Origin of the sequence: uncultured Fibrobacter sp., from assembly GCF_947166265.1 — a bacterium.
In the GTDB taxonomy this organism is placed as follows: Bacteria; Fibrobacterota; Fibrobacteria; order Fibrobacterales; family Fibrobacteraceae; genus Fibrobacter.
In genome coordinates, this window is record NZ_CAMVDO010000023.1 from 1 (window position 1) to 13,208 (window position 13,208).

Sequence of the window (13,208 nt, forward strand, 5' to 3'; positions counted from 1 at the left end):
CGCGCGGAGCGAAGATAGAAATTTTAATGATTTTTGGCTAGTATTTGTGACTTAGGGAATTGCTATATTACCCCCGAAATTTCTTGGGAAAATAGGAGAACATCCATGAAACAAGCCTTTATTGCAGCTGTCGCTGCATCTGTATTCTTATTTGCCGCCTGTAGCAATAGCGATTCGTTAAATGCAGAGCCGGAATCCCTGTCAGAAGAACCGTTGATCGAACCGGAAGAGGAACCGGAAGATGAACCGGAACAGGGACCCACGCGTGTGCTTGATACCATGGGAACCGCAACGGTATTCGAGTTCCCGGGCGCACTCACCGCGAACGAAAAAGAGCACAAAATTACGATTACCCCCAATACAAAGACGATGGAAGCCTGTGTTGCCGAAGGGAACAGCTACACCTGGAAAACGATTTCCGTTGCCGACGCACCTTACAGCTACTGGTATGAATTTCGGGGCGATTCCCTGTTGCTTTACTATATCGACCCCGATGAGGATGACGGCTCTTGGGAAAAACGCGCATACGGTGCAATACTTGTAGGCGGTAAAGATGGAAGTCTCGAAGGAACATGGGAGTTTACCGGCTGCGAGTATACTACGGAAAACCGGAAAATCAAATGCTATGACCCGCTGGACGAACAAACTGCGGTATCGTTCAAGTTTACAGGGAAAAAGGCCGTCAAAATAGAGAGACGCTTCCACGAAAAATACCTTGAAGAACTCGAAGCCGTTAGTTATGTGGATATTCTTATAAGTGGATTGTACGAATCGTTGGCAAGTGTCTACGGTTATGGATATTCTTTAGGCTGGCCTTTTGGATTTTCTTCAGAAGGGGTTATTGAGTATAATAAGAATGCGGCTTCCCGATACAAAGTCGATATTACCGATTCGACCGAAAATAGCCAGACATTCATCATCGGTAAGAAAACCTACACTTTCAAGGTCAACAAGGTCGAGCAGAAACTAGGCGAATATAACGATCTGCTGATGGACATAAGCGCAGAAGTGACAGATGGCACGACCACTTGTAGCGGCTACTATAAAATACAGAATATCGAAAAAGAGCAGTGCAATGCGGAAAATGCTGGCATATTCTATGAAGAAACGGGATACGGGGACAATAACCGCGAGGTCCATTATTCCTATATGTACGTGGACCAGAATGAAGATGAATTCGACAAGTGCATCGATAAAATCGCCGCGAAGACTTTCGATCCCGAAAGTGAATACAGCGATTCCGAAAAATAATTTTGTCAAAAAGATTGCTATATTGGTTGTTGACAAACTAAAATACGGAGAACAAACAATGAAGCATTCCCTGCTTAACGCCCTCGCCATATCGGCAATCGCCACGTCCATGCTGCTCGTCAGTGCATGCGGCGACGATTCATCTTCCAATGCCAGCGGCGGAATTTCGAGAAAGGCCTCGCTCTATGTCGACGAATCGCAGCAACTCCTGGTGATGACTCTCGACAAGCTGACCGAAGATATGTGCGTTGTCGAAGGCGACAACCTTACATGGAAATCCATGGACATTTACGTGAAACCCGACTCCTTGCACTACGAGTTCCACGGTGACACCTTGCTCCTTTTCAGCATTTACCAGGGCAAGCCGGAAAACTACGCCCAGATGCTGACCGGGGGCTCTGCCGGAAACATCTACGGCACATGGACCTATATCGCATGCAGTTTTGAAGCAGACGAAAACGTAACCCAATGTTCCGCCAACAACAAAAAGTACTATCACCGTACCATCACGTTCTCCCATGGATCAGTCGAAGCCGATTATGAATTCCACTTCGACCTCTACCTTGCCGACCACGACGACTACATGAATTCATACTTCATGGCACAGCTTTTCCAGATTCTCGAAGGAAGGTCTTCCGACCTCTACCTGGACGAAGTGATGTACATGGATTCTGCGGAAGTACAGAAACATGCAGAAGATAACGGGATCGTATTCAAGGAAAAGACCAAGACGAACGCGACATTCGAGCTGGGAGGCAAGACGTATACTGTTAGCGCTAAGGTCGACCGCTCCCTGCAGGAATCCGGCTACTACACAGGGAACGACAACAACGAAATCCACGTGGAAGTAAGCGACGGCGCTACAGTCTGCAAAGCGGACTATGTCACACACTACGTCAACAGTTCCTACTGCAAGGCCGAATACTGGGACGACCTCTATTTTGACGATGACTGGGAAGACATCAACCACAACAATTTCACCACCGCCGAAAGGTACAGATACAGCAACTCCGTAACATTCAAGGAATGTATCCAGGGAATCGGCATGAAATTCGACCCCATGGACGGATACAACTTCCCCTCACCCATCGATGGACTCGCCAAGAAGGCCGTACAGGCGGAAACGGACAGCGCCGAACCCCGCCATGAAACCCGCGAAGAAAAATTCTTCCGCAAGTTGATGAAGTACGCGAAATAGCAGGCGCCCCGACGGCACCGTTTCTGAGAGGAGGCCCGAAGGCCTCCTTTTTTTGTAAAAAAATCGGCGCGAATGTAAAATTATCACCCAACCAGTCATAGACGCCGCGAAAAAAGCGTGTATAGAATAGAGGCTCTATGAACAGACACGAATCCATGTTACGCATCGCGGCAAGCTCCGACATCTCGGTTCTGCTCCTCGGCGAATCGGGAAGCGGCAAGGAAGTCGCCGCCCGCTTTGTACATGCCCACAGCAAGCGGGCGGGCGGCCCCTTTGTCGCACTCAACTGCGGCGCGATTGCCAAGGGGCTTGCCGAAAGCATCCTGGAGGGGCACCGCAAGGGGGCGTTCACCGGCGCCACCGAGGAACGCCTCGGAGTGGTACGCTCGGCGGATAGCGGCACGCTCTTTCTCGACGAAATCGGCGAAATGCCGCTCGAAACACAGTGCAAGCTGCTGCGTATTCTGCAGGAACACTCGGTGATGCCGCTCGGCGAAAGTACCTCCATTCCCGTCAACTTCCGCCTGATCTGCGCCACCAACCGCGACCTGCGCGGCGAGGTGCAGGCGGGGCGATTCCGCGAAGACCTCTTCTTTCGTCTGAACGTCTTTCCGATACGCATCCCGCCACTCCGCGAACGCGAAGATTTCGGCAACATCACCGATGAGCTGTGGCGAGAAATCCACGGAATGAAACATCCAGACGCGCCACGCCCAAGTGAATACCCCACCGGAGTTTCCAGGCTATCTGCACGCGAAGTCTCGCTTCTTGCAAGCAGGGAATGGCCCGGCAACGTGCGACAACTCAAGAACATTCTGCAGCGCTATTCGCTGCTTCGTCCTTATGGAATTACCTTGTCTAAAATCCTGGACGAGGAATTCTGCGAGGCGCCCCTGAACCATTCCGCAGCGAGGCCCGCCGCATCCCCAAAAACAGGGGCGCACGAGCATACCGCAGCAAACGACGTCAAAGCCTACTGCGGCTATATCGACTCGCTCTACGAAAAACCGAGGCGCTATTCGGTCTCCCCCACGTGGGACTTAATTTGTACAGAACTTTCACGTAACGACGGCAACAAAAGCATTACCGCGCAAAAGCTAGGAATCAGCCGCGGCTGCCTCAGTTACCAGATCAAGAAGCACAGCAGTTGAAAAGTTAAGTTTCCTAGAAGCGCATGCCGAGTGTCAGGTAGTGGTAGCCGCCGTCAAAGGCTTTTTTCGGGCTGTAGGCGTAGTCGAAACTGACCATGCCGAATATGACGCCAATACCCGCGCTCACGCCATCTTCGGTGTCGGGGCGTGCCGCATAACCGATGCGAAGAGCAAGCGTCTCGTTGTAGTCGAGTTCACCGCCGAAACGCCATTCGGGGTCTTCCATGTCGGCACGGCGGTAGGCGTCGGCAGAAACGTGGAGATCCCAGCGGCTCTGGAACCCGAAAAGCCTTGCAACGGGAACGACACCCGTCACGCCCGCCTGGAGCGCCATCGGGGCGGTCTCGCTTTCACCGTCATAGTCACCCATGTAGCCGAAATTCGTGAGGGTGGCCGCAAAGGCAAAATACTCGTTCACGTGGTAGGCACCACCAATATCGCCGAGGAACGCGAGGGCGGTCTCGTCGTCAATGGTCTGCTGGCTGAAGCGGGCCGTCGCCGCCCAATTGAACACCTTGTTCCTGTTGCCAAGACCCGCCTGGAGCGTCCAGGCGTAGGCACCGTAATCCGATGTCTTGAAGCCTTCTTCGTCACGGCCCTCGATACCGTCGTACCCGAGGAACTCGAAACCCGCCGCGAAAGTGAGCGGAAAATCGAACAGGCTAAACGGGAGCGCCAAATACGCCGTGGTAAAGTCGTCGGCAGTGTATTCGGGGAAGATCACGTGGTTCACGCCCGCCTCGGATTCCTGCACGGCGCCCATGGCAAGCGGATTGCGCGAAATTTCGGAAGCGCTCGTCGCATCCGCGACACCCGCACCCGAAAGGCCAGCGTTACGCGCCGAGACCTGCATCGAAAGGTATTTCATCGAAACGGCGCCCGCATCGACTCCCCAATGCTCCCCGGCAAATACAAGGGAACATGCGGCGAAGGCGATGGCAGCGAAACGTTTCAACATATAGATATAAAATACAAAAAAAGAACTTAGAACTTCGGTTCGGCAAGCTCACCAACCTATAATAAGGTCCTTGAGCTCTACCAACTAACTTCTACGATCTCCAGCCTTCCATGATTTTCATGCAGCCGGCCAGGAGTTCAGCGGAACGCACCTTGTCGTCGGTTTCCACGTAGCAGCGGAATTCCGGGGCGTTTCCGCTCGGGCGCAGGTGCACGATATCGCCGGAATCGAATTCCATGCGGTAACCGTCGGTCTCGTCGATAGAGACGATTTCGCCGTGGAACGGAGCCGGAGTCGAACCGTCCTTGGGCTTGAAGCGGCTGGGCTTCGCGGTGAGGCCACCGAAAAGTTTCTTGCCGAGTTTCTGTTCGCGGATTTCGGCAAGCTTCGCCTTCGACGTCTCGGTCGGGAATTCCTTTAAGCGGTCGCTGAGCGTAAAGCGCTTCGGGAGCTTCTTCAGGAGGTCCACGACGCACATGCGTTCTTCGCGGACACGCACCATCACGGCAATCATCGGGAGGAGCGCATCGCGGGTGGGGAGCGCCTTGAGCGTACGGCTCACGCGCTTTTCAACGCCACCGTCGCGTTCCACGAATTCGCGGGTGAGGTCGGTCTGCAACAGGAATCCGCCGTTCGCCTCGTAACCTGCGACGGAGACGCTCTTGTCCGCTGCATCCACCAGGCTTTCCATGCCGGCGATCACGTAGGGGCTTCCGATGCGGGTACGGCAAATACCCTCAAAGCTGTTCGACTTTTCGAGCGACGTGTTGCAACTCACCGGAGTTGCAATGCGCTTGATGCCAAGCGCCTGGGCAGCGAGGATGCCCAGCACGTCGCCACGCAGCCACATGCCTACATCGTCTGCCAGAAGCGGGCGGTCGCTATCGCCGTCGGTGCTGAAGATGGCATCCACGAAATCCTTGTGCGCAAAGTCGCGTGCCAAGTCCTCGTCTTCCTTGCGAATAGCCTCGGTATCGACCGGAATAAACGTCTCGCTCCTTGCAAAGGGCTTTACCGTTGCGCCCAGACTTTCAAGAACCTTCACCACGATGTCGCGGCCCACGGCGGAATGCTGGTACACGCCGATGGTGAGTCCCTGCAAGGCCTTCGTGCCGAAGAATTCCGGGTAACGCTTCACGTAGTTTTCTTCGGCTTCGGTTTCAACAGCGGGGAGCGCGGGGGCGTTCTTCAGCATGCCCTTCGCATCGAAAATCGCCTCGTCGAAATCCACCGACTGCGAAACGATTCCCTGTTCGTCCTTCTTGGTAATTTCGCCCTGCGGGTGGTTAAACTTGATTCCGTTACGGTCGGCGGGAATGTGGCTTCCCGTCACCATGATAGTCGGGAGCGCCTTGTCGATACCGTACAGCGCAATGGCCGGGCTCGGAATGCGACCGCAGTAGACGACTTTCCACGCGGAATCCTCGCCCGCCTTCACCAAGGCCTTCAGAATACGTTCGGTACTCGGACGCAGATCCCCTGCAATCGCAATCGTATGTTCGCACTTGTAGCTAGATTCGCAGTACTTGATAAACGAACGCGCATACACGTAGCACACGCGATCCGTCATCGCCGTTACCAGGCCGCGCGCACCGCTAGTGCCGAATGCCACGCCGGACTGTTTCATCACTTCTTGCATCGAAACGCTCATAAGAACCTCTAGTTATCGTAAATGCAGCGAACGTATGCTGCGGTATATTTGTGTGCATTATCTGAAGCTACGGACAAGTCCTTACGGTACGCCCAAAGATACGCATATTCAAATTCGTGAGACGTTCCCGTCACGTCGTATTCCGTGGAGCTCCAGAAAAGGGCCTGTTCGCCTTCCTTGATATACTGGCCGTAATACTCGTACTCGCCACCAAGCTGGTTTATAAAATTCTCCTTCGCACTGGGATTGCTGAGAACATAGTCATAAAGGGCGACCCATTCTTCCTCACTTGGAATGTGCGTCCCTTCGGGGCAGATTCCACGGTACGGCAAGTCGATTTCGCCCAGCTGTTCGTGGTCGAACCTCGTATTCACCGCCATCGCCGTCGCCCAGGTGTACAGCCTGCCGTACTTTTCGCAATTGGCTTCATCATCTTCATAGCAGCGGCTGTCCTTCATGGGAACCTCCAGATTCTTGGTCGTCCAGACCTGATCGCCAATCTCTACACGCCCCATGTCGGGATACTCGTAGGTAAGCCAGGTCTCGTCCGCAAAGTCCTCGCCCGAAGACGACTCCACACTAGAAGAGGATTCATCCGCGCTGCTCGAAGATAAGAGATCCACGGAAGCCTCGCCCCTGACGCAGCGCACATAGGCACCCATGTACTTGTGCGGATTGCTTCTCGCTATGGAACCGTCCTTGCGGTAAGCCCAAATCCAGGCGTACTCATAATCGTAACCGGTTCCCGCCGCCTCGTATTCCGTCGTCGTCCAGAAAACCGTTTCCACGTCTTCGGACCTGTAGAAAGACTTCCAGTCGTAAGCTCCGCCAATCTGGTTCGTGAAATACGCCTTGTATTCAGGATCCTGGTTGATATACATTTCAAGGAGCGCCCATTCCTCGTCAGAAGGCAAGTGCGTTCCCTCGGGGCAGATTCCCTGGTACGGAAGTTCGATTTCGCCCAGTTTTTGCCTGTCGTACTTCGGGTCTATACCCATCGCAGCCGACCAGGTATAGATCCTACCGTATTTTTCGCAATTCACCGGATCGTCATCGTAGCACATGCTCCCTTCGACATCGATGTCCAAATTCCTAGTCATCCATTCTAGCGAACCGATTTTCACGAAATCACCCGCCGTGAGCACGAAAGAGCTGCTAGAAACCTTCGCCTTCGAAGACGAACTTTCCGGCGTGTCAAAATTCCACCTGGAAGAACTCGAGAAACTGGCAGAAGAACTTGATTCGGCTTTCAGGGAACTGGAACTTTCCTCCGGTTTCCTGGGCGAAACATTGCGGTAGTAGGTCACGCCGTTATCAACCTTGCAGAAACATTCGTCAAGGCCCCATTCGCTGACCGTCGAGGTCCAGTCCTTAAAATCGCCGTCGCTATCGAACTTGTACTTGCAACCCGAGACATCCGCCCAGATATACTTTTCGCCACGTTCGGTAATGATTTCTATATCGAAACGGTTCTTGGACTTGTTATATTCCGCCGACACGCACCGTGCGTAAAACGAGAACATGGTGTTCATGTACTCGGACAACCTGTCGCAAAGCCACGTTTCCATATAGGAATCGGCAGAAATTGCCTTGGACCAGGCGGAATCCTTTTCGAAGCCGTACTCTTCTGCACAACGGTCCACTACAGGAAATTCCCTTTCGTCCTCTCCGCTTCCGCTACCGGAATCATGGTTACATCCATACGAAAAAAACGACGCGGCACACGCCAACAACAAAATAGAACGGCTAAACTTATTCATGCGCTAAAATATAAAAAAAGAGAGACGCCCCTCGGCCAAAAGCCTAGGAGTCTACAGTCCATACAAGGTATCTTTCCTTTCGCCGTAGCGCCTACTGTTCACCTCGACGGTTCCGCTTGCATTCATACATGCGGTTGTCGGCTTCACGTAACAGGCCGTCGATATTTCGGTTGCCGTTCGTCACCGAAATGCCGTAACTGATGGAAACACGCAAATCACCCGCACGGAATATCGAACAAACGTTCTTGTCCAGCTGTTCGCAGCGCCTTTCCACTTCGTGTTCGGGAATCAGGCGTTCCATAATGACCGTGAACTCATCGCCTCCCAGGCGCGACACCACGCCGTCGGGGAAACATTCGAGCATATATTTCGCGATTTCCTTCAGAATATCGTCGCCACGCCTATGGCCGAACGTATCGTTGACTTCCTTGAACCGGTCAAGATCCATATAGATCAGCGTCATTGGCTTTCCGACATTATTACGGATAAAGTCTTCAAAGTAGCGCCTGTTGTAAAGCCCCGTGAGGGCATCGGTGTTGGCTTCGTTCAAAATCATCTTTTCATAGTTCCACGCCACCGTCACATCGCGTAAAAAGACAAAGTAACCAGACGTATTATGGAAATAGTCGGCAATTTCCTGCTCGATTACTATAAAGTAACGCGACTGCCCGTCAACGTTCAGTACATACTCGCCTTCCCTGGAACGCCCCTTCTCATTCACCTTTTCTTCGCCGACAATCATCATGTTGCGGCCGAACCACTCCCTATAAGAGAAATCCTCGATAGGCTTGTCCCCCAGGCCCACCAGTTTCTTGAAGATGTCGTTCATCTTCAAGGTTTTCCAGTTCACGTCGCAGAGAATCAGCGGGAAGGGAATGTTTTCCACCAGGATCGAAAGTTCCAGACCCATGTTGCCGAAATCCGTCACGTCATGCGCGACACCGACCGTTCCCTCGATATTCCCGAACATGTCGAAAAGCGGAGTCTTGTACGTCTTGAGCTGCTTCATTCCCTCGCTTGTCTTGAGCGGTTCGTCAAAGACGCAGGTATGCCCCGCGTTCATGGTATCCGTCTCGGATTCCATACAAACAAATTCACCCTTCTTGTATTCCTCTTCGGAAATATCCCAGATGTAATAGTGGCCGCGTCCGCGAATGTCTTCCTTGGTCTTGTGGACCGTATCGCAGAATTCCTGGTTCACCATCATGTGGGCGCCCACCTTGTCCTTGAACCATACCAAGTCCGGAACACTGTCAATCGCCGTCGTGAGCAGGTTCTTGTAATGCCAGGCATCAAAACGCGTCTGCAAATTCCCCAGAAGTTTTTCGAAACGCTGCCTGCGGATATCCGACGACTCTTCCCTAGGCCACACGTCCAGAAGCGCTGCGTACACATCCTTGACCTCGGACATATCGCCCAGATAGACCACTTCGAAATGGGGTCGCCCGTTCTGCAGGGCGAGAGCGACATCCGCGGCACTATCCGAGAGCATTACCTCGAAGGCGTCATCGGAGGGAGCATCTACAGAAATGCTCGTATCCCACATCAGGGGGCATACCGTGACAAAGCTCCTGAAAACACGCTTGTCGTCTTCGGATTTTACATCTAGCGAAAAATTCAGTTTCATAGGCAACGCCCCCTATATTTATGCATAAGATATATAATTTTAGACGTAAAAGAAAAAAAACATTGTTCCAAGTTGGAATAACCTTCAAAAGAGGCAAACAAGCGAAAAAAACACCTTTTTTCAAATTTTTATGTCCGCAACATCAAAAAAAGTGTATATTCCCCTAAGACACAAGGGAAGTTTTTAAAACAAACGCCCACAACCCAAGAAGAGGAAATTATGGCAAACAAGTACGCCGGAACCCAGACCGAAAAGAACCTCCAGGCCGCCTTTGCAGGCGAATCCCAGGCCCGCAACAAGTACACCTACTTTGCTAGCTGCGCCAAGAAGGAAGGCTACGAACAGATCGCCGAACTGTTCCTGAAGACCGCCGACAACGAAAAGGAACACGCCAAGCTGTGGTTCAAGGAACTCGACGGCATCGGTGACACCGCCGCCAACCTGAAGGCTGCCGCCGAAGGCGAAAACTACGAATGGACCGACATGTACGAAGACTTCGCGAAGACCGCCGAAGCCGAAGGCTTTGCCGCACTCGCCAAGAAGTTCCGCATGGTCGCCGCCATCGAAAAGCGCCACGAGGAACGCTACCGCGCCCTCCTCAAGAACGTGGAAACCGCAGCCGTGTTCGAGAAGAGCGAAGTCAAGGTGTGGGAATGTCGCAACTGCGGCCACATCGTCGTGGGCACCAAGGCCCCGGCCGCATGCCCGGTATGCGCCCATCCGCAGTCCTTCTTCGAAGTCACCGCAGAAAACTATTAAGACCGCGCGAGCTGAAATTAACTCAGTTCTTATTATTGGCTCGCGCTCTCGCAACCGCCCTCGGTTAATACCGAGGGTTTCGTTGCTCACAGAAGGAGCCAAGTGTCGCAGCAGACTGCGCAAGCTGCATATATCAAAAACGCCTCGTTTACACGAGGCGTTCATTTCTTTTTCTGCGACAGTGTCTTGATATCATATTTCTTCTGGATTTCGCTTACGTACTCGTAATCGGAAAGGAATGCAACAAAAAATATACTTCTGGTTCAAATGGAGTCCGAAACCCCTAGTCCTTCACGCAGCGAATCGAAAGTCCGCTGTCCTTGAATACGGAACCGCCGCCAAAGCTGAAGTTTTCCCAGTAGCTCCAGCTGCGTGCATTGCGCGGACCGCCTAATTCCGAATGGTCTTCGTCGGCTGTCCAGAGATAAGCCTCTCTTCCTAAATCATCGAAGCCCGCGAAGGAATTTCTGCCACCGTACTGGAAGTTGAATTCGTCCACATTGTCTCCAAGATAGGCGATAAGGATATCCGTTTCGGCGTCGCTGGGGATATGGTATCCGGCAGGGCAGAGTCCCCTAGTCACGGTACCGTCGGCCAGGTTCACGTAATTTTTCTGGTAAGATTTATCGAGCCCCATTGCGGCTGTCCAAGTATAGAGGCGACCGTACTGTTCGCAGTTTTCGGGTTTGTCCTCGTAGCACCAGTTTTCGCCGCTGATGTTGCAAGAGGTGTAATCCAAGTTTTCGATCATCCATGTCTGCGTACCGAAAGCTTTAATCTTGTAATGCTTGCAGTCGCGAATGTCGTAAACTTCGTTTTCGTATTCAACATCTGGACAATTTACAGGTTCGTCGGTGCAGGTGACATCTGCACCGCCGTTACCTCCATTGCCGCCATCGTTTCCACCGTTGTCGCTTGCGGAAGTGGAATCATCGCAGGCCATGAATGCCATCGCCAAGGAGATGGCCGCAATTTTATAAAGACTCTTCATGTTTTCCTCACTAAATGAATTTGCACACAAAATAAAAAAAAGACGCCCTCACATGGGAGCATCTTCTAAAAATCTGGTAGAGATCCTTCGACAAGCTCAGGGACCTTATTTCAGTTAGCGAGCTTGCGAAGCGTGAGCTTGGCGATTGGGAGCTATTTCAACTCGACCGTTTCGCTCTTGCCATCGACAGTCACCTTGTACTTGCCGGGGTAGCCACGGAACTTCACGTTGCCATCGGCGTCCGCCGTAAACGTCCCGTTGGTGGTCCACACCTTATGCCACAGGTCGTAAATGAGCTTTGCCGCCGGCTTTTCGCGACCGTCCATGGCGACGATACCGCCGTTTTTCACCCAGTGGCGGCCATCCCAGAAGCCCCACAGCAGAATGCCTTCGACAGCCGGGTGGCTAAAGGCGATGCGCAGGAACATCTCGTAACGCTTGGCCTGTTCCTCTTCGCCAAAATACATACCCTTCTGCCAGTCGCCAAAGTCAAGTTCGGTCACCTTGATCGGGAGTCCGAGAGAGCCGAGCCTGTCGAAGCGGGCCTTGATGAAGGCCGGGTTCAGCTGACGGTCGCCGAAGTGGCACTGCACGCCGATTCCGTGTACGGGCACCTTGCGGTCGAGCATACCCTTCACAAGTTCGTAGAAGCGGTCGGTTTCGCCGGCGGCCACCACGTTGTATTCGTTAATGAAAAGCTTTGCATCGGGGTCTGCACGATGTGCCCAGACATGGGCGGAATCCAGCAAGTCCCAGCCGCACTTGTTAAAGAGGTAAGGTTCGTGGAATGCCTCGTTCCACACGTCGTATTCCTTGATGCGGCCCTTGTATTCCTTGACGTCACGTTCAATGCGGGCCTTGATCTTTTTCGAGATATCCTTACAGCTACCCTGGTTGCCGAAATGCTTGTCGTAGCCGTAACCCTGATGGCCCCACATAAGCGTATGGGCGCGGAAACCCCACTTGTAGTCGTTCACGTAATCCAGGTACTGCTTGAATTCGTCACGGCGGATCTTGCCCTTCTTGGGTTCGTATTCCGGCCACTTGAACTGGTTCTCGGGAACGCCGTACCAGAAATACTTATTGGCAGTCTTCCTATACCAGGTTTCAACACTGTCGTTGGTGGCATAAAGCGCAAGGGCCGTACCGAAGGGGAACGCGTGACGCATGAGTTCCACCTTCACCTGGGCACCCGGCGCAGCCTTGAGCGTCAAGTCCTTCTTGCGAAGGCTATCGATACGGGCGGCGGAATTGTTGTACCAGGTCATGTCATCCATGCCCTCGACCTTCTCGATAGTCACATCGTCCATCTGCAGCCAGCCCTTGGCAAGGCCTACGTGGAAGGTGACGTTGTTGAGACCGTAACCCTTCTGGTCGGCAAGGAAAACCATGGAATATTCCTTCCAGTCCTTCGTGAGCATGAACGAGGCACTTTCCTTCTGTCGCCAGTCAGGAGCGCCCCCCTGAATAATGGCGTTGATAGGCACGTTTCCCTTCGCCTTGAAACTGAGCTTATAATAAGCGGAATCGGCAAGCCACTTGGGCGGCTGCAACTGGAGTCCCCAGGAGGGGTTCGGAAGTTCGGTCACCGTGAGCTTGACACCTTCGCTGCCGTTCACGCCAAGGCCCATTTCGCCGAGCTTGCTTTCGTACTTGGCGGGACCATCGGGGTTGTTCCAGATATACCAGCCGCCATCACCATAAGACAAGTCGCCGTTGGTGAGGAGCGGGGCCGCCATAAGGGCAGAGGCACCCACGGAGGCGCCGATAGCGAACGCCGTCAAGAATTTCTTAAGCATAATCATCCCTTTATTATCAACTACGCAATGCCAAAATGTCAATAGAAGTTACCCAAAACATCG

The 13,208-nt window shown here is 52.9% G+C and carries 10 protein-coding genes; 4 read left to right on the forward strand and 6 right to left on the reverse strand.

The window, feature by feature from the left end; translation table 11 throughout:
- Positions 1–105: 105 nt before the first annotated feature.
- The 3 genes from Q0W37_RS11050 to Q0W37_RS11060 all read left to right on the forward strand — a co-directional run bounded on the left by Q0W37_RS11050 (position 106) and on the right by Q0W37_RS11060 (position 3,600).
- Positions 106–1,251 (forward strand): hypothetical protein, encoded by a 1,146-nt coding sequence (locus Q0W37_RS11050; protein WP_297701571.1) that lies wholly within the window; start codon positions 106–108, stop codon positions 1,249–1,251.
- Between the two features lie 58 nt (positions 1,252–1,309).
- A complete protein-coding gene (locus Q0W37_RS11055; RefSeq protein WP_297701573.1) occupies positions 1,310–2,449 on the forward strand; it encodes a hypothetical protein in 1,140 nt (379 codons plus the stop codon).
- 137 nt (positions 2,450–2,586) lie between these two features.
- Entirely contained in the window at positions 2,587–3,600 is a 1,014-nt protein-coding gene (locus tag Q0W37_RS11060) for a sigma 54-interacting transcriptional regulator (RefSeq protein WP_297701575.1), read from the forward strand.
- Positions 3,601–3,613: 13 nt separating this feature from the next.
- Here the strand turns inward: Q0W37_RS11060 and Q0W37_RS11065 are convergent, their stop codons facing one another.
- From Q0W37_RS11065 to Q0W37_RS11080, 4 genes are all read right to left on the reverse strand, one after another.
- Positions 3,614–4,558, reverse strand: a complete 945-nt coding sequence (locus Q0W37_RS11065; RefSeq protein WP_297701577.1) for a PorV/PorQ family protein — start codon at positions 4,556–4,558, stop codon at positions 3,614–3,616.
- A 91-nt stretch (positions 4,559–4,649) separates the two neighbouring features.
- Positions 4,650–6,209 (reverse strand): phosphomannomutase, encoded by a 1,560-nt coding sequence (locus Q0W37_RS11070; RefSeq protein ID WP_297701579.1) that lies wholly within the window; start codon positions 6,207–6,209, stop codon positions 4,650–4,652.
- Between the two features lie 8 nt (positions 6,210–6,217).
- Complete coding sequence (locus tag Q0W37_RS11075) at positions 6,218–7,969, reverse strand: FISUMP domain-containing protein (RefSeq protein WP_297701581.1); 1,752 nt, start codon at positions 7,967–7,969, stop codon at positions 6,218–6,220.
- A 91-nt stretch (positions 7,970–8,060) separates the two neighbouring features.
- On the reverse strand, positions 8,061–9,596 hold the full coding sequence (locus Q0W37_RS11080) for a sensor domain-containing diguanylate cyclase (protein WP_297701583.1): 1,536 nt from the start codon (positions 9,594–9,596) through the stop codon (positions 8,061–8,063).
- A gap of 219 nt (positions 9,597–9,815) precedes the next feature.
- Between Q0W37_RS11080 and rbr the strand changes: the two genes are divergently transcribed.
- Positions 9,816–10,355 carry a rubrerythrin gene (gene rbr / locus Q0W37_RS11085; protein ID WP_297701585.1) on the forward strand — a complete coding sequence of 180 codons (540 nt, stop codon included), beginning with the start codon at positions 9,816–9,818 and terminating at the stop codon, positions 10,353–10,355.
- A gap of 283 nt (positions 10,356–10,638) precedes the next feature.
- Here the strand turns inward: rbr and Q0W37_RS11090 are convergent, their stop codons facing one another.
- Positions 10,639–11,346 carry an FISUMP domain-containing protein gene (locus Q0W37_RS11090; RefSeq protein ID WP_297701587.1) on the reverse strand — a complete coding sequence of 236 codons (708 nt, stop codon included), beginning with the start codon at positions 11,344–11,346 and terminating at the stop codon, positions 10,639–10,641.
- Between the two features lie 152 nt (positions 11,347–11,498).
- Positions 11,499–13,145 carry an endo-1,4-beta-xylanase gene (locus Q0W37_RS11095; protein ID WP_297701589.1) on the reverse strand — a complete coding sequence of 549 codons (1,647 nt, stop codon included), beginning with the start codon at positions 13,143–13,145 and terminating at the stop codon, positions 11,499–11,501.
- Between the last annotated feature and the right edge of the window lie 63 nt (positions 13,146–13,208).